The 18,474-nt window shown below is 61.2% G+C and carries 18 protein-coding genes; 6 read left to right on the top strand and 12 right to left on the bottom strand.

Annotated features, from left to right (window positions below):
* The first annotated feature begins 119 nt into the window (after positions 1 to 119).
* Both QRN22_RS16560 and QRN22_RS16555 read left to right on the top strand, forming a co-directional pair.
* A complete protein-coding gene (locus QRN22_RS16560; RefSeq protein ID WP_042553744.1) occupies positions 120 to 1,112 on the top strand; it encodes a TerC family protein in 993 nt (330 codons plus the stop codon).
* Positions 1,109 to 1,303 (top strand): hypothetical protein, encoded by a 195-nt coding sequence (locus tag QRN22_RS16555; RefSeq protein WP_042553745.1) that lies wholly within the window; start codon positions 1,109 to 1,111, stop codon positions 1,301 to 1,303. The genes QRN22_RS16560 and QRN22_RS16555 overlap by 4 nt, the downstream gene beginning before the upstream one ends.
* 7 nt (positions 1,304 to 1,310) lie before the next feature.
* Here QRN22_RS16555 and QRN22_RS16550 read toward each other — a convergent pair whose 3' ends face one another.
* A complete protein-coding gene (locus QRN22_RS16550; protein WP_042553746.1) occupies positions 1,311 to 2,516 on the bottom strand; it encodes an acyl-CoA dehydrogenase in 1,206 nt (401 codons plus the stop codon).
* Positions 2,517 to 2,658: 142 nt separating this feature from the next.
* On the opposite strand from QRN22_RS16550, the gene QRN22_RS16545 reads away from it, so the two are divergent.
* Positions 2,659 to 3,597 carry a LysR family transcriptional regulator gene (locus tag QRN22_RS16545; protein WP_042553747.1) on the top strand — a complete coding sequence of 313 codons (939 nt, stop codon included), beginning with the start codon at positions 2,659 to 2,661 and terminating at the stop codon, positions 3,595 to 3,597.
* Positions 3,598 to 3,607: 10 nt separating this feature from the next.
* On the opposite strand, the gene QRN22_RS16540 is transcribed toward QRN22_RS16545, so the two are convergent.
* Positions 3,608 to 4,000 carry a hypothetical protein gene (locus QRN22_RS16540; protein WP_042553748.1) on the bottom strand — a complete coding sequence of 131 codons (393 nt, stop codon included), beginning with the start codon at positions 3,998 to 4,000 and terminating at the stop codon, positions 3,608 to 3,610.
* Positions 4,001 to 4,190: 190 nt separating this feature from the next.
* On the opposite strand from QRN22_RS16540, the gene QRN22_RS16535 reads away from it, so the two are divergent.
* Complete coding sequence (locus QRN22_RS16535; RefSeq protein ID WP_042553749.1) at positions 4,191 to 4,505, top strand: hypothetical protein; 315 nt, start codon at positions 4,191 to 4,193, stop codon at positions 4,503 to 4,505.
* 292 nt (positions 4,506 to 4,797) lie between these two features.
* Here QRN22_RS16535 and QRN22_RS16530 read toward each other — a convergent pair whose 3' ends face one another.
* The 8 genes from QRN22_RS16530 to ppsA form a co-directional block, all read right to left on the bottom strand.
* Positions 4,798 to 5,778: an OmpA family protein gene (locus QRN22_RS16530; protein WP_042553750.1), complete on the bottom strand. Its 981-nt coding sequence runs from the start codon at positions 5,776 to 5,778 to the stop codon at positions 4,798 to 4,800.
* A 106-nt stretch (positions 5,779 to 5,884) separates the two neighbouring features.
* Entirely contained in the window at positions 5,885 to 6,475 is a 591-nt protein-coding gene (gene sigX / locus QRN22_RS16525; RefSeq protein WP_082045778.1) for an RNA polymerase sigma factor SigX, read from the bottom strand.
* A 90-nt stretch (positions 6,476 to 6,565) separates the two neighbouring features.
* Complete coding sequence (locus QRN22_RS16520) at positions 6,566 to 7,390, bottom strand: mechanosensitive ion channel family protein (protein ID WP_042553751.1); 825 nt, start codon at positions 7,388 to 7,390, stop codon at positions 6,566 to 6,568.
* 1 nt (position 7,391) lies between these two features.
* Positions 7,392 to 7,640, bottom strand: coding sequence for a hypothetical protein (locus tag QRN22_RS16515; protein WP_042553752.1), 249 nt, complete (start codon positions 7,638 to 7,640; stop codon positions 7,392 to 7,394).
* A gap of 54 nt (positions 7,641 to 7,694) precedes the next feature.
* Complete coding sequence (cmaX, locus tag QRN22_RS16510) at positions 7,695 to 8,690, bottom strand: divalent cation transporter CmaX (protein ID WP_042553753.1); 996 nt, start codon at positions 8,688 to 8,690, stop codon at positions 7,695 to 7,697.
* Between the two features lie 51 nt (positions 8,691 to 8,741).
* Complete coding sequence (rraA, locus tag QRN22_RS16505) at positions 8,742 to 9,227, bottom strand: ribonuclease E activity regulator RraA (protein WP_042553754.1); 486 nt, start codon at positions 9,225 to 9,227, stop codon at positions 8,742 to 8,744.
* Positions 9,228 to 9,333: 106 nt separating this feature from the next.
* Positions 9,334 to 10,338, bottom strand: a complete 1,005-nt coding sequence (locus QRN22_RS16500) for an alpha/beta fold hydrolase (RefSeq protein ID WP_042553755.1) — start codon at positions 10,336 to 10,338, stop codon at positions 9,334 to 9,336.
* A gap of 168 nt (positions 10,339 to 10,506) precedes the next feature.
* Entirely contained in the window at positions 10,507 to 12,879 is a 2,373-nt protein-coding gene (ppsA, locus tag QRN22_RS16495; RefSeq protein WP_042553756.1) for a phosphoenolpyruvate synthase, read from the bottom strand.
* Positions 12,880 to 13,054: 175 nt separating this feature from the next.
* Between ppsA and ppsR the strand changes: the two genes are divergently transcribed.
* A complete protein-coding gene (gene ppsR / locus QRN22_RS16490) occupies positions 13,055 to 13,873 on the top strand; it encodes a posphoenolpyruvate synthetase regulatory kinase/phosphorylase PpsR (RefSeq protein ID WP_042553757.1) in 819 nt (272 codons plus the stop codon).
* Positions 13,874 to 13,898: 25 nt separating this feature from the next.
* Positions 13,899 to 14,537, top strand: coding sequence for a LysE family translocator (locus QRN22_RS16485; protein ID WP_042553758.1), 639 nt, complete (start codon positions 13,899 to 13,901; stop codon positions 14,535 to 14,537).
* A 9-nt stretch (positions 14,538 to 14,546) separates the two neighbouring features.
* Here the strand turns inward: QRN22_RS16485 and prpF are convergent, their stop codons facing one another.
* Together prpF and acnD are read right to left on the bottom strand one after the other, a co-directional pair.
* The gene (gene prpF / locus QRN22_RS16480) at positions 14,547 to 15,734 is read right to left on the bottom strand and encodes a 2-methylaconitate cis-trans isomerase PrpF (RefSeq protein WP_042553759.1); all 1,188 of its coding nucleotides are present in this window, start codon (positions 15,732 to 15,734) and stop codon (positions 14,547 to 14,549) included.
* 117 nt (positions 15,735 to 15,851) lie between these two features.
* Positions 15,852 to 18,461, bottom strand: coding sequence for a Fe/S-dependent 2-methylisocitrate dehydratase AcnD (gene acnD / locus QRN22_RS16475; protein WP_042553831.1), 2,610 nt, complete (start codon positions 18,459 to 18,461; stop codon positions 15,852 to 15,854).
* Positions 18,462 to 18,474: the final 13 nt, after the last annotated feature.

Below are 18,474 nucleotides of genomic sequence, written 5' to 3'. Positions count from 1 at the left end.
GCGATTCATCCTAGCCTTATGGAGATGTGACGCCGGGCCCCTCTGGCGATGAGTTCATCTCATCGTGATGTCGGAGTCACTAAGTTGAATCTCAACTTAGGCATTAACAGGGAGGGCCCATGACAGCTCTACATGCCTTTATGTCCACGCCGTTTCTCGGCACGCCGTACTATTTCTGGTTGGCGTTCATCGTCATCGTCTTCGCGCTGCTGATCTTCGATCTCGGCGTCCTGCATCGCGACCAGCATGAAATCGAAATGCGCGAAAGCCTGCTGCTCTACGCTGGCTACTTCAGCGTAGGCGTCGCATTTGGCGGCTGGGTCTGGTGGGAGCTTGGCGCCACCAAGGCGCTGGAGTTCTACACCGGCTTCCTGGTCGAACAGTCGCTATCGATGGACAACGTGTTCGTCATGGCGATGATCCTCGGCTTCTTCGGCATTCCCCGCAAATATCAGCATCGCGTGCTGTTCTGGGGAATCATCGGCGTGGTCGTGCTGCGGGCGATCATGATCGGCCTGGGAACGGCCCTGGTTCAGGAATTCGACTGGATCCTCTACGTGTTCGGCGCATTCCTGCTGTTCACCGGCATCAAGATGCTGTTCAGCAAGGATCACGACGAGCATCCGGATCTGTCGCAAAACAAATTCCTGATCTTTCTGCGCAAGCACATCCGGGTAACCGATGACCTGCACGGCGGCAAATTCCTGGTCCGTCAGCAGGATCCGGCCAGCGGCAAGATGCTGCTATTCGCGACTCCGCTACTGCTGGCCCTGGTGCTGATCGAACTGGCGGATCTGGTGTTCGCCGTGGACAGCGTGCCGGCGGTGTTCGCCATCACCCAGGATCCGTTCATCGTCTACACCTCGAACATCTTCGCGATTCTCGGCCTGCGGGCGCTGTACTTCGCACTGGCGGCCCTCATGCACCGCTTCGTGTACCTCAAGTATGCGCTGGCCATCGTGCTGATGTTCATCGGCTGCAAGATCTTCCTGCATGGCTTCATCAAGGTTCCCGCTTTGCTCTCGCTCGGCGTTACCATGGGCGTACTGGCCGGCGGCGTCATCCTGTCGCTGCTGAAAACCCGCGACAAGAAGCCTGCAGAGACGACGTGACCCAGCAAGACGTGCAGATCGAATGCGTAGACAAAGGCGACGGCGTACGCTGGTGCGTACGCCTGGGCAAGCGCACGCTGATGTTCGAGGATGAGCTCGCTGCACGCACCTTCGCCGCGCAACTGCACATGCGCGTCAACGCGACGAAGCTGACTCTGGTGCCAGGGCTCGACGAGCCACCTGGCACCTGAGCCGGCCTCATTTCATGTACTTGCCCAGCTCGTATTTGCCGATTGCCGCACGATGCACCTCGTCCGGACCATCGGCCAGGCGCAAGGTGCGCTGCATCGCATACCAGTAAGCCAGCGGAAAATCCGCACTGACCCCTGCCCCACCGTGCATCTGGATGGCACGATCGATCACCTTCAATGCCACGTTGGGTGCCACTACCTTGATCTGCGCGATCTCGCTGGCGGCCACCTTGTTGCCGGCCGTATCCATCATGTAGGCCGCATTCAGCGTCAGCAGGCGCGCCATGTTGATTTCCATGCGTGACTCGGCGATCAGGTCGATGTTGCCGCCGAGGCGCGCCAGCGGCTTGCCGAACGCACTTCGCTCCAGCGCTCGCACGCACATCAGCTTGAGCGCCCGCTCGGCCATGCCGATGGAGCGCATGCAATGGTGGATACGCCCGGGACCGAGGCGCCCCTGAGCGATCTCGAAGCCGCGCCCCTCGCCTAGCAGGACGTTGTCGTAAGGAACCCGAACATCCTCGAACAGCACTTCCGCGTGACCGTGAGGCGCGTCGTCATAGCCGAACACCGGCAAGGGCCGGACCACTTTGACACCTGGCGTATCCATCGGTACCAGAATCATCGAGTGCTGCTGGTGGCGATGCCCCTCGGGATTGGTGAGCCCCATGAAGATCATGATCTTGCAGCGTGGGTCACAGGCGCCTGAGGTCCACCACTTGCGCCCGTTGATCACCCAGTGATCACCATCACGCACGGCACTGGCCTGCATGTTGGTCGCATCGGACGAGGCGACCTCCGGTTCGGTCATGGCGAAGGCCGAGCGAATCTCGCCACTGAGCAGCGGGTCGAGCCACTGGCGTTTCTGTTCCTCGCTGGCATAGCGCACCAGTACCTCCATGTTGCCGGTATCAGGCGCCGCACAATTGAACGGTTCGGGGCCGATCAGCGAGCTCCCCATGATCTCCGCCAGAGGCGCGTATTCGGTGTTGCTCAGCCCTGCCCCTCGCTCGGAGTCAGGCAGAAACAGGTTCCACAGGCCTTCGCCTTTCGCCTTGTCCTTGAGCTGTTCCATGATCGCAGTCGACTGCCAGCGATCACCTTCGCCCACCTGGCGCTCGAACACCGCCTCGGCCGGATAGACATGGGCCTCCATGAAAGCACTGACGCGCTCACGCAACTGCTGAACCCGGGGGGAATAGGCGAAATCCATGGCACACCTTCGGCTGCTTTTTCGTGTGCAAAGGATGCTAGTGGAGGCCGCATGATTTATCTAAGCTATTTTCGGCGTGTATAAACATTCATCACCGATATAAGATCACCCGACAAGAACAACATTGCGGAGTCGCTCAGGCATGAACCTGAACAAGGTGGATCTCAATCTCTTCGTGGTCTTCGATGCCATCTACACCGAAGCCAATCTAACGCGTGCCGGACAGATCGTCGGCATCACCCAGCCAGCGGTATCCAATGCCCTGGCACGCCTGCGGGAGACCTTCAACGACCCGCTGTTCGTACGCACCGCCCAGGGCATGGTACCGACGCCAATGGCGCAGAACATCATCACCCCGGTGCGCACCGCCCTGCAGCAGCTGCGTATCTCGGTGCAGGAAAGCCGTACCTTCAACCCGGCCCAGGCGAACAAGACCTTCCGCATCAGCATGACCGACCTGACCGAAGCCGTGGTGTTGCCACCGGTGTTCCAGCGCCTGCGTCGTCAGGCGCCGAGCGTGACCATCGAAAGCATGCTGGTACGTCGCCGGGAAACCACCAAGGAGCTTGCTGCAGGACGCCTGGACTTCGCCGTGGATGCGCCGTTGAACATCGACCCGCAGGTGCGCCACGTCAAACTGATGGAAGACCGATACGTCTGCGCGATGCGCCATGGTCATCCGCTGGGCAATGAAAAGCTGAGTCTGGAGAAATACCTGTCACTGACCCATATCCACATTTCCAGCCGCCGCAGCGGCCTGGGTTATGTCGACCTGGCCTTGGGCAAGATGGGCATTCAAAGGCGCATCGCCCTGCGCTCTCAGCATTACCTGATGGCCTGCCGTGTGATGCGCGACACCGACATGGCGATCACCGTGCCGGAGCGCTTCGCCCGGGACAACGACCTGCATTTCAGCGAGCTACCGGTTGCCAGCATCCCGCTATTGGAAACCCATCTCTACTGGCATGAGAGCACTGACCAGGACCCAGCCAATCGCTGGATGCGTGAGCAGATCATCGAGATCTGCCAACGCATCACCGCCGAAGAGCGCAAGGCGTCCATCGCAGCGGCCGCCTGCTAGTTTGCGGGTGTCAGCTGGAGTAATCGAGAACCGTCCAGACTCGCGTCAGGCCTTCGCCGATCACGCAGCCCGAACCACCCAACTGATTGTTGTCATGCAGGGTCATGCGGGTGGTCACCCCATCCGCGGCGTCCTGACGCTCGACCAGCCACTGCACCTTGCCGCAGTTAGGCGTATCGATCACGTAACTGGCAGCTATCGGTGCATCGCTGCCAGCCAGCTTGATCGCATCGACCACCACACCATGCTCTTCCACGCGCTTGCCGTCTGAAACCAGTACGGCCCAGGCCTGGCTGTCTTCGATGATCAGGTAATTGGCATTGACCCTGGGTTGCTCGACGTGCGGCTGCACGCAGCCCGTAAGCGTCACCAACAGCACAATTGTCATGAGTATCTGTTGCATTGTTCGGAGCCCTCGGCATCGGCCACGGGCGCTCTGCAGCGCTCGCGGATATGGGAGTCATGAAGCGTCGAAGCTCACTATTACCGAATACTGTTTATTTGTACAGTACTTTTGATTTACCCTAGCGTCATCACTGATCGAAAACCGGGATTGCCCCGGCTGGGGTCAAGGCGTAAAGCGGGAGCCTACTATGCTGGACGTAATGCAACTCAAGCACTCGATCAACCGGATGCAGCTGGACAAGGTTCGGCCCATCGTCGAGGAACTGCATCTGGAGGGAATCGTTACCGAAGGTAAAACCCCCTTCAACCGCCTGCACTTCAACACCTGCTTCGCTGAGATCGAGGCCTTGTTGCAGCGTGCGGGGTATCACCGGCAGCTCGATGTGGTGGGCTACCAGGGTCTGGCCTATGCCATGTTCGACCCCAATCGCTGGGAGGCCGTGGATGTGCTGCGCTGGCTGCGAGACTACGTGGAAGAGGCTCAGGCCTGCCCTGCCTCATAACGATCCATTCGCAACCGGCCACGCCCAGCAATGGCCCATGATCCGCGATGGGTTGTGCCCGCAAGCAATGGATTTGCACTTGTACGACCACATGGCGCGATACTTGCTGTATCATTCGGACATCAAATCGGCGGCCATTCGTTGGGAAGCCGAGTAACGAACACGGCGTCTGCCAGGTCTCCTTCCCCCATCGGGTGGCCTGGTAGATGCCGTTTTTATTTGCGCCTTTAGCACTTTTCTACAGGCAAAGAAAAACCCGGCCGAAGCCGGGTTTTCCTGAAACCTGAGCCTATTACTGGGCTTGGGCTTCTACTTCGGCTTCTACGCGACGGTTGATCGCGCGGCCTTCTTCGGTAGCGTTGTCAGCAACCGGACGGGACTCACCGTAGCCAGCGGAGTTGACGCGGTTAGCGCCTACGCCGTACTGGTTGACCAGTACGTCACGAACGGCGTTGGCACGACGCTCGGACAGCTTCTGGTTGTAAGCGTCAGTACCGACGGAGTCAGTGTGACCTTCAACGGTGGTGCTGGTTTGCGGGTACTGGTTCATGAAGTCAGCCAGGCTCTTGATATCGCCATAGCTTTCTTCTTTGACAGCGGCCTTGTCGAAGTCGAACTTGACGTCCAGCTCAACACGAACCACTTGCGGGGCTTCTTCAACGACCGGAGCCGGAGCTGGAACTGGCTCTGGAGCCGGCTCAGTCACCTGGGCAACCTGACGGGTGCTACCGCCGAAGTTCAGACCGACACCAACGCCGGTTTGCCATTCGGTGTCACCTTTGTCGATGTTGTACAGCGCTTCAACGCCAGCACGTGCGTACAGAACTTCGGTGAAGTAGTACTTGGCACCAGCGCCAGCGATGGCCAGAGTGGAAGTATCGCGGCCGCCTTTGTTGGCGTCGCCGATGCTCTGGTGGCCGAAACCGCCGGAAACGTACGGACGCAGGCCAACACCCGGCTGACCGAAGTGGTAGAGGGCTTTCAGATCAGTCAGGTTGCCCTTGATGTTCTTGCTGCCAGCAGCGCCTTCGCCACGCAGGTCGTGGTACTCGCCGTAGGACAGAGCCAGTTCAACGTCGTCGGTCAGGTAGTAACCAACGCTGGCGCCGAACAGGTTGCCTTCGTCATGAGCGAAATCACGCTGAGTGTCGGTGAAGTAGCGATTGGCAAAGCCTTCCACCTCGACAGCGCCTTGGCCTTGAGCCAGCACGCCCATCGAGGTTGCGGCTACCAAGGAGCCAATGACAACGCCTAAGGTGTTTTTCAGTTTCATCCGTTAAATCCCCATCTATAGATTGATTGATTCACATGCAGATAGACATGCGAGTCGTCGGTAAGTTTAACAAAACTCACCTATGCTAGTGAAAGTTCGCCCCGAACTAACTTTCGGTAATTCCTGCAAACTTCTCCCGCAATCTGTCTAGCGCGCGCTTGTAGCGCATTTTCGTGGCGCTCAGGCCCATGTGCATGATGTCGGCAATCTCCTGAAACTCCAGCTCCGCAACGAAGCGCAACACCAGAATCTCACGGTCAATCGGGTTCACATGCACGAGCCAGCGATCCAAACCACCTCGATCCTCTACCTTCGGCGCCTTTTCTTCGGACGCTTCTTCTAGTGGATCCAAACTCAGCGCATCCATCAAACGACGTTTGCGACGCTCCTTGCGATACTGGGTAATACACTCGTTGTAAGTAATGCTGTAGAGCCAGGTCTTGAACTTCGATTTACCCTCGAAGTTCTTCAGTCCGTATAGAACTTTCAGCATCACTTCCTGACAGACATCGTCCGCATCTCGATCGTTCCCTAAATATCGTGCACACACGTTGAACAGGGTACGCTGGTAACGCCGCATCAGCTCCTCGTAGGCACGCGTGATGTGGAACAGCTCGTCATGGGCACGCGCCACCAGCTCCTCGTCGGAGAGCTCGCGTGGGTCATAGCGCAGTGACGGTGATTGGGGTGCGTTCAAAGCAGATCGGGCCAACGGTCAGGACGAAAACAGCCAGCACCTATCCGTACAGGCCGCTGGCTGGGCGCATAGGGTAGCAGAAATGCACCCTCAGCGGCTGCTTACCCGCTGCTCGAGCAGCACCCGATTGGAGAGCGATATCAGCTCGCCAGAGTCCGTCAACACCGTGGTCTTCACCGTACCGATTTCTTCGATCTGGCCTTCTACCCCCCCGACCTCGATTTCCTGCCCCACCTGATACAGCTCACGCACGTAGATACCGGCGAGAATCTGGCTGGCCAGCTCCTTGCTGCCGAGGCCCAGCGCCAGTGCGACTGCCAGGCCCACGGAAATCAGCACGATGGCAATGACGTTGTTGAGCAGGTCGGTCTTGACCTCCAACTGGCCGATCGCCACGGAGATGCTGATGATGATCACCAGCCCCTGGGCCAGCCGCGCCAGGCCATGGGCGTAGTCCAGGCCGACGCCTTCCGCAGCCCCGCGCACCAGGCCGCTGAGCAGATGAGCCAGCAGCACACCGGCCAGCAGGATCAGCGCGGCGCCGAACACCTTCGGCAGGTACAGGGCGAGCACGTCCAGCGTTGCGGAAACACGCTCCAGCCCCAGAGATTCGGCAGCGGAAACCAGGAATATCAGCAGTACGAACCAGTAGACGATCTTGCCGATGAGGGTCGAAACCGGAACCTGAAAGCCCGCCCGGCCCAATATCTTGGTCAGGCCGGTACCGGCCATCAGGCGGTCGAGGCCCAGTTTGCCGAGCAGCTTGGAAAGCAGCGTATCGAGCAGCTTGGCGACAACGAAACCGAGCAGCACCAGCACCAGGGCCACGAACAGGTTGGGAATGAAGCTGGCGACTTTCGTCCACAACGCCGTCATCGCGGCGACCAGGCTATGAGTCCAAGGGTCGAGTTCCATTTCATTCAGCCTTATCAGAAGAGCGAGCAGCAGCACGGCGACGCGACACCGGTGCTACATGGGAAGAGCCATTGTTGAGGGCAATCATCAGGGCGCCGGCCCAGTGCCCCATCAAGCCGAACAGGTCGCCCGCGCCGACCTGGCGGTTGGCGGTCTTCAGGACGCGGTTCAGACAAGCGTCGTCATCGCGCGATGGCGAAGACGAGGCTTTCAACAGATCACGCAGGGATTCTTCGAATGGATCGTGCATGGCAGACCTCATAGAACGTCTTCGCTAGACGAAGCGCCTGAGACGCAAGTCACATCAGACCCAGCGCAAGCGCCGGAACAGCAGCCACTGCCCAAAGCCGATGGACAGCATCAACAGGCAGGCGACGAGAAAGCCGTACGGGCTGTCAGCTCCCGGGATACCGCCGACGTTGATGCCCAGCAGCCCGGTGACGAAGCTCATTGGCAGGAAGACGCAGGTGATGATGCCGAAACGGAACATGATGTGGTTCATGCGCACGTCCATGCGCCGATTTTCCGTTTCCAGCAGCAGCCCGATGCGCTCGCGAGTCAGCTCCAGCTCCTCGAGGTAGCGCAGCAGGCGGTTGTTCAATTCGTTCCAGTAGATGCCGTCTTCGTGGGTCAGCCAGGGCAGCTGGCTGCGCGTCAGCTGTACATAGATGTCACGCTGTGGCGACAGAAAGCGTCGCAGGTTCGCTGCGCGCCGACGGATTTGCAGCAGCAGGCCGTGATCGGGCAAGGCCCGCTCGTCGCCATCGACCTTCTCTTCCTGGCCGTCGACCAGTTCGGAGAGCTCGGCCACCAGATCCTCGACCTTGTCCGTCAGGTAATCGCTGAGCTGCAGCACCAGTTCGGAGGCGGTCTTCGGCCCCTTGCCGACCTGCAGCCGCTCGATCAGATCCTCGGTGGCGCGCAACGGGCGCAAACGCAGGGAGATGATGCGGCGCTCTTCGGCGAAAATCCGCACCGACACCATGTCCTCGGGCTCGGCACCCGGGTTGAGGTTGACGCCACGCAGAAACACCAGCAGCTCATCGTTGGGTAGTGGCAATGCCCGCGGCCGGGTATTTTCTTCGAGCAACAGATCGCAGGCGAACTCGCTCAAACCACTGTCGCGGCGCAGCCAGCTCTGGGTCTGCGGGTGACTGCGATCCCAGTGCAGCCAGAGGCTCTGCCCCTGCGCCAGCTGTAATTCATCGAGTTGCTCGCGCGCGACCGCGCAGGCGCCACCTTTACCATCGAGCACGAAGCCGTGCACCAGGCCCCACTGCGCGTTGTCTTCCTCGTACATCCATACCCCTGGTGATTTTTCACTGCAGCCGGGTGGCTACGACAAGCTGATTTACTCGACCTGCAAGGCCTGCGGCGAAACGATGATGCCGTTGTTGTCGGCATACAGGTACTCGCCAGGGCGGAAGGTCACGCCACCGAAGGTGACCACAACGTTGAGATCACCCAAGCCACGCTTCTCGGTCTTCATCGGGTGGCTGCCCAGGGCCTGAACGCCGAGATGGGTCTGCGCCAGCACATCGACGTCACGCACGCAGCCATAGATCACCATGCCTTCCCAGCCGTTCTTCGCGGCCTTCTCGGCGATCATGTCGCCCAGCAGCGCACAACGCAGCGAGGCCCCGCCGTCGACCACCAGCACCTTGCCAGCACCGGGCTCATCGGCCTGGGACTTGACCAGGGAATTGTCCTCGAAGCATTTGACGGTGACGATCTGCCCACCGAAAGAATCGCGGCCTCCGAAATTGCTGAACATCGGCTCCACGACGCTGACCAGTTCCGGGTTGGCGTCACACAGATCGGGCGTGATGTATTGCATGGCGAAGCTCCTGAGTAGGTGATCGAGGCCTGCAGCATAGTCTTCTCAGCGGCGCTACGGACATGGTGAAGACGTCGCAGCGATTGACGAGGCCATCTTAGCCGGATCACGGCGTGGCAGGAATGGCCGCGGCGCTTTCCTCCGGCGCGGTGGCGAGCGGCGCCTGCCGCTCCCCCTCGAGCCAACGGCGAACCAGCGGCCAGACTTCGTCCTGCGCCGGCTTGCTGACCAGCATCTGCACGTGGTCGTAATCCTGTTGAAAGCCCTGAGCACGGCTCAGCTGGATGAACTGCCGATCCCGCGAGGCGAATTGCTCGAAAAGCGCCCGGCACGCCGCAGGTGGACACTTGAGGTCACCCTCGCCCGCCACTGCCAGCAACGGCACCTGCACCTCATGCAAACCGGCCCACCAATCGCGCTCGGCATCACCGAATCGGCCGAACAAGCGATGCCAGCGGAGGATCTCCAGTGCGATGCCGATGGGCTCGTCTTCGGGCCCGCGCTTGAGCCGCGAGCCCGACAGCAGCGCAAAACGCTTGAGCAGCAAACGCGCCAGCCATTCGAGCGGCGGCACCTTCAGCGGCCAGTAGCGGCGGCTGATCTCGGTACCGAACAGGCCGACGCTGGCGATCCCGCCCTGCTGCAGATAGCCGCCGCCCAACGCTGCGGCGAGGGTCAGGCCGCCCTGCGAATGGCCGAGCCAGTGCGCAGGACGCGGATTCTTTTCAGCAACAAAGGCGGCTATTGCCGGCAGGTCGTAACGCGCATAGTCGGCCACGCAGTTGTGGCGATAGGCGAGGTTGCGCGGTGAAAGGCCATGGCCACGCATTTCCGCGATCCACACATCGAACCCGGCGCGAGCCAGATACGGTGCCAGGCCGATGCATTTGGGTGAATACCAGAAGCGCCGATTGGAAAAGCTGCCGTGCAGCAGGATCACCGGCTCGCCACGGGCCCCCTCCTGCCCTGCCACGGCCAGTCGGGTCAACACCAGTTCAACGCTGAAATCCGGGCTGTTACCTGGCTTGAGGCGGTAGACATCTTCACTCAGGTCGCCACGCAGATCGGCACTGATCAGCGCAACGGGAAACAACTCACTACTGCTCTGCATCTTCTTCGCTCTGGTACAGCCACGCTGCCGATGGCGAGAAATCGCCCGCCGGCAGGCCACAAATGTCGGTAAACAGCTGGCGCCTTAGAAAAGCCGGCCAGCGGGAATGCGGGTCACAAAAAAGGGCAGGTAGAACCTGCCCTCGGGTCACCGTTGAGTGCGTGTCGGTCAGCCAGGCTGGCCTTCAGCGAGGAAGAACCAGGTTTCCAGCACCGAATCCGGGTTCAGGGAAACGCTCTCGATGCCCTGCTCCATCAGCCACTTGGCCAGATCCGGATGGTCCGAAGGCCCCTGGCCGCAGATACCGATGTACTTGCCCGCCTTGTTGCACGCGGCGATGGCATTGGCCAGCAGCTTCTTGACCGCCGGGTTACGCTCGTCGAACAGGTGAGCGACGATACCGGAATCGCGATCCAGGCCCAGGGTCAGCTGCGTCAGGTCGTTGGAGCCGATGGAGAAGCCGTCGAAGTACTCGAGGAACTCTTCAGCCAGAATGGCGTTGGACGGCAGCTCGCACATCATGATGACCTTGAGGCCATCCTGACCACGTGCCAGACCATTTTCGGCCAGCAGATCGACCACCTGCTTGGCTTCGCCCAGGGTACGCACGAAAGGCACCATGATCTCGACGTTGGTCAGGCCCATCTCGTTGCGAACCTTCTTCAACGCCCGGCATTCCAGCTCGAAGCAGTCGCGGAACGACTCGCTGATGTAGCGCGAGGCACCGCGGAAACCGAGCATCGGGTTCTCTTCTTCCGGTTCGTACAGCTTGCCGCCGATCAGGTTGGCGTATTCGTTGGACTTGAAGTCGGACAGGCGCACGATGACTTTCTTCGGCCAGAACGCAGCGGCCAGGGTGCTGATGCCCTCGACCAGTTTCTCGACGTAGAAATTCACCGGGTCGTCATAGCCAGCGATGCGCTTTTCGACGCTTTCCCTGATTTCCGGCGGCAGGCCGTCCATGTTCAGCAGCGCCTTGGGGTGCACGCCGATCATGCGGTTGATGATGAACTCCAGACGCGCCAGGCCGATGCCCGCGTTGGGCAACTGGGCGAAGTCGAAGGCGCGATCCGGGTTGCCGACGTTCATCATGATCTTGAACGGCAGTTCGGGCATGGCGTCGACGGAGTTCTTGCGAATGTCGAAGCCCAGCTCGCCTTCGAAGATGAAACCGGTATCACCCTCGGCACAGGAAACGGTCACGCCCTGGCCATCACGCAGCACATGGGTGGCGTTGCCACAACCAACCACGGCCGGAATGCCCAGCTCACGGGCGATGATCGCCGCATGGCAGGTGCGTCCGCCACGGTTGGTGACGATGGCGCTGGCGCGCTTCATCACCGGCTCCCAGTCCGGATCGGTCATGTCGGAAACCAGCACGTCGCCAGGCTGAACCTTGTCCATTTCCGACACGTCGTTGATGACCCGCACCTTGCCGGCACCGATTTTCTGGCCGATGGCGCGACCTTCGACCAGCACGGTGCCGGTCTCCTTGAGCAGGTAGCGCTCCATCACGGTGACGTTGGCGCGGCTCTTCACGGTCTCGGGGCGCGCCTGGACGATGTACAGCTTGCCGTCGTCACCGTCCTTGGCCCACTCGATGTCCATCGGGCGGCCGTAGTGTTTCTCGATGATCACCGCCTGCTTGGCCAACTCGGTGACCTCGGCATCGCTCAGGCAGAAGCGTGCGCGTTCGGCGCGGTCGACGTCGACGACCTTGACCGACTTGCCGGCCTTGGCCTCGTCGCCGTAGATCATCTTGATCGCCTTGCTGCCCAGGTTGCGGCGCAGAATCGCCGGGCGACCCGCTTCGAGGGTGTGCTTGTGCACGTAGAACTCGTCGGGGTTGACCGCGCCCTGCACGACGGTCTCACCGAGGCCGTAAGCGCCGGTGATGAAGACCACGTCGCGAAAGCCCGATTCGGTGTCGAGGGTGAACATCACCCCAGCGGTACCGGTTTCCGAGCGCACCATGCGCTGCACGCCGGCAGACAGTGCGACCAGCTTGTGATCGAAGCCCTGGTGCACGCGGTAGGCGATGGCGCGGTCGTTGAACAGCGAAGCGAAGACTTCCTTGGCAGCACGGATGACGTTTTCCACGCCGCGAATATTCAGGAAGGTTTCCTGCTGGCCGGCAAAGGACGCATCGGGCAGGTCTTCGGCGGTCGCCGAAGAGCGCACGGCGACGGCCATGTTGTCATTGCCACCCGCCATGGCGGCGAAGGCGGTGCGGATCTGCTCGTTGAGCTCGCTGGGGAACTCGGCGTCCATCACCCACTGACGGATCTGCGCACCGGTCTTGGCCAGGGCGTTGACGTCCTCGACATCCAGAGCGTCCAGCGCTTCGTGAATCTGCGCGTTGAGTCCACTCTGCTCGAGGAAGTCGCGATAGGCCTGTGCCGTAGTGGCGAAACCACCGGGAACCGAGACGCCGGCCCCCGCCAGGTTGCTGATCATCTCGCCGAGGGAGGCGTTCTTGCCCCCTACGTGCTCGACATCATGATTGCCGAGCTTATCGAGGGAAACTACGTACTCTGCCAAGGTGATCTCTCCACTTCAGTGTTGGAAAAGCTCATGGGGCTGGAAAAGCCGCCGGCTCGCGCCGTGTGGACAATGGCCTGGCCCTGGAAAATAAGTAACAATGCAAGCCCATCGGGGGCCGCAAAACTGGCCCATCATAGCCAAGATTCGCTCTCAGCTTAAGGCCATTGTCGCAATGAATCGAACCGCGTACTTCATCTCCGACGGCACCGGTATCACCGCAGAAGCGCTGGGGCAGAGCCTGCTGGCCCAGTTCGAGACCATCGGCTTCACCAAGCTCACGCGGCCGTACGTCGACAGCGTGGAAAAAGCGCGTGCGATGGTACAACAAATCAATAACGCCGCCGACAAGGACGGCGCCAACCCGATCATCTTCGCCACCATCGTCAATCAGCAGATCCACGACATTCTGGCCGAGTCGCGCGGCTTCATGATCGATATCTTCTCGACCTTCCTGTCACCCCTGGAGCAGGAGCTGAACTCGCACTCCTCCTACTCGGTGGGCAAGTCGCACTCGATCATTCACAACGCCAACTACATGGAGCGCATCGAGGCGGTCAACTTCGCCCTCGACAACGATGATGGCGCGCGCACGCACTACTATGACAAGGCAGATCTGATTCTGGTCGGCGTATCGCGCTGCGGAAAGACCCCGACCTGCCTGTACATGGCCATGCAGTATGGCATCCGTGCCGCCAACTACCCGCTGACCGAAGACGACATGGAACGCCTGCAGTTACCGGCTTCGCTGAAGAAGTACCGTGAAAAGCTGTTCGGTCTGACCATCGATGCCGATCGCCTGGCCGCCATTCGTAACGAACGCAAGCCCAACAGCCGTTACTCCAGCTATGCTCAGTGCGAGTTCGAGGTGCGCGAGGTGGAAAGCCTGTTCCGTCGCGAATCGATCAACTTCATCGACTCCACGCACTTCTCGGTGGAAGAAATCTCCGCCAAGATCCTGGTGGAAAAAGGCGTCGAACGGCGCTTCAAGTAACCCGCACCCTCCCTGGACGTGCCCCATGACCCTGCTCGATGCCGTGCTCTTCGCCCCTGTCGCCATGCTGATCGCACTCACGCCAGGGCCGAACAACTTTTGCGCGATGAACAACGGCATTCGCCATGGCATCGGCGCGGCCGTGCTGGCCACTACTGGCCGCGCCGTGGCCTTCGCCATCTTTCTGAGCATTTCCGCTATCGGCCTGGGGGCCATGCTGCTGGCCTCGGAAACCGCGTTCACGGCGATCAAATGGGTGGGCGCGCTGTACCTGCTCTACTTGGGCATCAGCGCCTGGCGCAGCCGGGAATTCAGCGGCCTGGATCTGGACGGCGCGGTGCCTGCCGTGCAGCCGCAACGGCGAATTGGCCGTTTGATGCTGCAGGAGTTCCTGATCGGTATCAGCAACCCCAAGGCCATCCTGCTGTTCGCTGCGGTGTTCCCGCAGTTCATCAAGCCGGGCCAGCCCGCCATCGAGCAGTTCGTCTACCTGGGCGCAACCTACCTGCTTGCCGAGTATGCCGCGTCGCTGGTCTACGCCCTGTTCGGCCGGCAAATTCGTCGTTTCATCCGCACCAGCCGGGGCGCGCAGCGCCTCAACCGCACTACCGGTGCGTTCTTCATGGGTGCAGGCGGGCTGCTGATCGGCACGACGCACCACTGAGCCGGCCCACTAGAAAGCGTCGCCTGGTACGCGCACCCAGCCCTCCATCAATACCCGCGCGCTGCGGCTCATGATGGCCTTGGTCACCTGCCAATGCTCGCCATCTTGGCGGGCCTCGGCGCCCACCCGCAGCGTGCCGGACGGATGACCGAAACGCACCGCACTGCGCTCGCCACCACCCGCCGCCAGATTCACCAATGTGCCGGGAATGGCTGCCGCCGTGCCGATGGCGACCGCAGCCGTGCCCATCATCGCATGGTGCAGTTTGCCCATGGACAGCGCTCGCACGAGCAGGTCCACCTCCGCGGCGTCGACCGTTCTGCCACTCGATGACGTGTACGATTTCGGTGGGCTGACGAAAGCGATTTTCGGCGTGTGCTGCCGGGTCGCCGCCTCTTCAGCGGTCTTGATCAGGCCCATGCGCAGGGCGCCTGCCACGCGGATCTTCTCGAAGCGCGCGAGCTGCGCCGGGTCGCCATTGATGGCTTCGCGCAACTCGGTGCCCAGGTAGCCGATGTCCTCGGCGTTGACGAATACCGTGGGAATGCCGGCACTGATCATGGTGGCCTTGAAGGTGCCGACACCGGGCACTTCAAGGTCATCGACCAGATTGCCGGTCGGGAACATCGAGCCCCCCTCCTCGCCGTCGTCTGACGGCTCGAGAAACTCGAGCACGATCTCCGCGGCCGGAAAGGTCACCCCGTCGAGCTCGAAGTCGCCGGTTTCCTGAACCTGGCCGTCGCTGACTGGAACGTGGGCAATGATGGTCTTGTGGATATTGGCCTGCCAGATGCGCACCACGCAGGTGCCGTTTTGCGGAATGCGCACCGGGTCGATGAGCCCGGCATGCAAGGCGAATGCGCCCGCAGCGGTGGAGAGGTTGCCGCAGTTGCCACTCCAGTCGACGAAGGCCTTGTCGATGGACACCTGACCGTAGAGGTAATCCACGTCGTGGTCAGGCCGGCTGCTCTTGGCCAGAATCACGCATTTGCTGGTACTGGAGGTGGCACCGCCCATGCCATCGATATGCGCGCAATACGGATCGGGGCTGCCGATGACGCGCATGAACAGCTTGTCGCGAGCCTGACCCGGCACCTGGCAGCGCTCGGGAAGATCGTCCAGACGGAAGAACACGCCCTTGCTGGTGCCGCCACGCATGTAAGTAGCGGGGATTTTGATTTGCTGTTGATAAGCCATGATTCGTCCTGGCTGAACAATGAAAGAACGTCGGGCGGATACCCCTTCGAAGATCGACTCTGGAAGCCTGAAGCAGGATGGAAAGGCGCCAGCCAAGCGCCCGCTCCACCCTGGGGATCAAGCCACGGCGCCTTCGAGGAAATCCTTGGCAAAACGCTGCAACACGCCCCCGGCGTTGTAGACCTTCACCTCGGCGGCCGTGTCCAGGCGACAGGTCACCGGAACCCTGACCACGCCAGCCTCGCCGCGATGGATGATCAGTGTCAGATCGCAGCCTGGCGAGGGCTCGCCTTCGATGTCATAGGTTTCGGTGCCATCCAGGCCGAGGGTCAGGCGCGTGGTGCCCGGCTTGAACTCCACCGGCAGCACGCCCATGCCCACCAGATTGGTACGGTGGATGCGCTCGAAACCTTCGGCGACGATCACTTCCACGCCCGCCAGGCGCACCCCCTTGGCCGCCCAGTCTCGGGAAGAGCCCTGGCCATAGTCGGCGCCGGCAACGATGATCAGGTTCTGCTTGCGGTTCATGTAGGTTTCGATCGCTTCCCACATGCGCATTACCGTACCTTGCGGCTCGACGCGAGCCAGCGAGCCCTTTTTCACCTGGCCATCGACAACGGCCATCTCGTTGACCAGTTGCGGATTGGCGAAGGTCGCACGCTGCGCGGTCAGATGGTCGCCGCGGTGGGTGGCATAGGAATTGAAGTCCTCCTCTGGCAAGCCCATTTTCGTCAGGTACTCGCCAGCGGCCGAATCGGCCAGGATGGCATTCGAGGGCGACAGGTGATCGGTGGTGATGTTGTCCGGCAGGATCGCCAGCGGACGCATGCCCTTGAGGGTGCGTTCCCCCGCCAGGGCGCCTTCCCAGTAGGGTGGCCGACGGATGTAGGTGGACGTCGGGCGCCATTCGTAAAGCGGACTTTCGGCTTCCTGCACGGTGCCCAGATCGAACATCGGAATGTAGACCTGCTTGAACTGCTCCGGCTTCACCGCAGTGGCGACGATGGCGTCGATTTCTTCGTCGCTCGGCCACAGATCCTTGAGCGTGATCGGGCTGCCAACCTGATCGTAGCCCAGCACATCCTGCTCGATATCGAAGCGCACGGTGCCGGCGATGGCGTATGCCACCACCAGCGGCGGCGAAGCCAGAAAAGCCTGCTTGGCGTAGGGGTGGATACGCCCATCGAAGTTACGGTTGCCCGACAGCACGGCCGTGGCATACAGATCACGCGCGATGATTTCCTGCTGGATGTTCGGCTCCAGCGCGCCAGACATACCGTTACAGGTGGTGCAGGCGTAAGCGACGATGCCAAAACCGAGCTGCTCCAGCTCGGTCAGCAACCCCGCCTCTTCCAGGTACAGCCGGGCGACCTTGGAGCCAGGCGCGAATGACGTCTTCACCCATGGCTTGCGAACCAGGCCCAGAGCATTGGCCTTTTTCGCCACAAGGCCAGCGGCGATCACGTTTCGCGGGTTCGAGGTATTGGTGCAACTGGTGATGGCAGCGATGATCACCGCACCATCGGGCAATTGCCCGCCGGCTTCCTCGGCTCTGGCTGACGCCAGCTTGGCACCGTCAGCGATACCCCGCTCCTGCAATGCCGAGGTTGGCAAGCGTTTGTGCGGGTTGCTCGGGCCGGCCATGTTGCGCACCACGCTACTCAGGTCGAATGTCAGCACGCGCTCGTACTCGGCGGTTTTCAGCGCGCTGCTCCAGAGCCCAAGGGTCTTCGCGTAATGCTCCACCAACGCCACCTGCTCGGGCTCGCGACCGGTGAGCGTGAGGTACTCGATGGTCTGCTGATCGATGTAGAACATCGCTGCCGTGGCGCCATATTCCGGGCACATGTTGGAGATGGTCGCCCGGTCGCCGATGGACAGGCTATCCGCCCCGTCGCCAAAGAACTCCACCCAGGCGCCCACCACGCGTTCCTTGCGCAGGAACTCGGTAATGGCCAGGACGATGTCCGTGGCGGTGATGCCAGGTCGACGCTTGCCCGTGAGTTCGACACCGACGATATCGGGCAGGCGCATCATCGACGGATGACCGAGCATCACGGTCTCCGCTTCCAGGCCGCCGACACCGATGGCGATCACGCCCAGCGCGTCGACGTGCGGGGTATGCGAGTCGGTGCCGACACAGGTGTCAGGGAACGCCAGTCCACCACGCGCCTGAATCACCGGGCTCATTTTCTCCAGGTTGATCTGATGCATGATGCCGTTGCCAGCCGGGATCACATCGACGTTCTTGAACGCCGTCTTGGTCCACTCGATGAAATGGAAGCGATCCTCGTTGCGACGATCCTCGATGGCGCGGTTCTTCTCGAAGGCATCGGGGTCGAAGCCCGCCGCCTCGACGGCCAGGGAATGGTCGACGATCAGCTGGGTCGGCACCACCGGGTTGACCTTGGCGGGGTCGCCGCCCCTTTGCGCGATGGCATCGCGCAAGCCGGCCAAATCGACCAGTGCGGTCTGGCCAAGAATGTCATGGCAGACCACGCGCGCCGGGTACCACGGAAAATCCAGATCGCGCTTGCGCTCGATCAGCTGCTTGAGTGCGTCGGTGAGCAGGCCCGGCTCGCAGCGGCGCACCAGCTGTTCTGCCAGCACGCGGGAGGTATAGGGCAGCTTGGCGTAGGCACCAGGCCGGATCGCATCGATCGCCTCGCGGGCATCGAAGTAATCCAGCGCAGTGCCCGCCAGTGCCTTGCGGTACTGGGTATTCACGGTCGTGGTCATG

Origin of the sequence: Pseudomonas sp. MEJ086 (assembly GCF_030209025.1) — a bacterium.
GTDB classification, from domain to species: Bacteria; Pseudomonadota; Gammaproteobacteria; order Pseudomonadales; family Pseudomonadaceae; genus Aquipseudomonas; species Aquipseudomonas fulva_A.
This window is presented reverse-complemented; position numbering and strand designations above follow the sequence as displayed.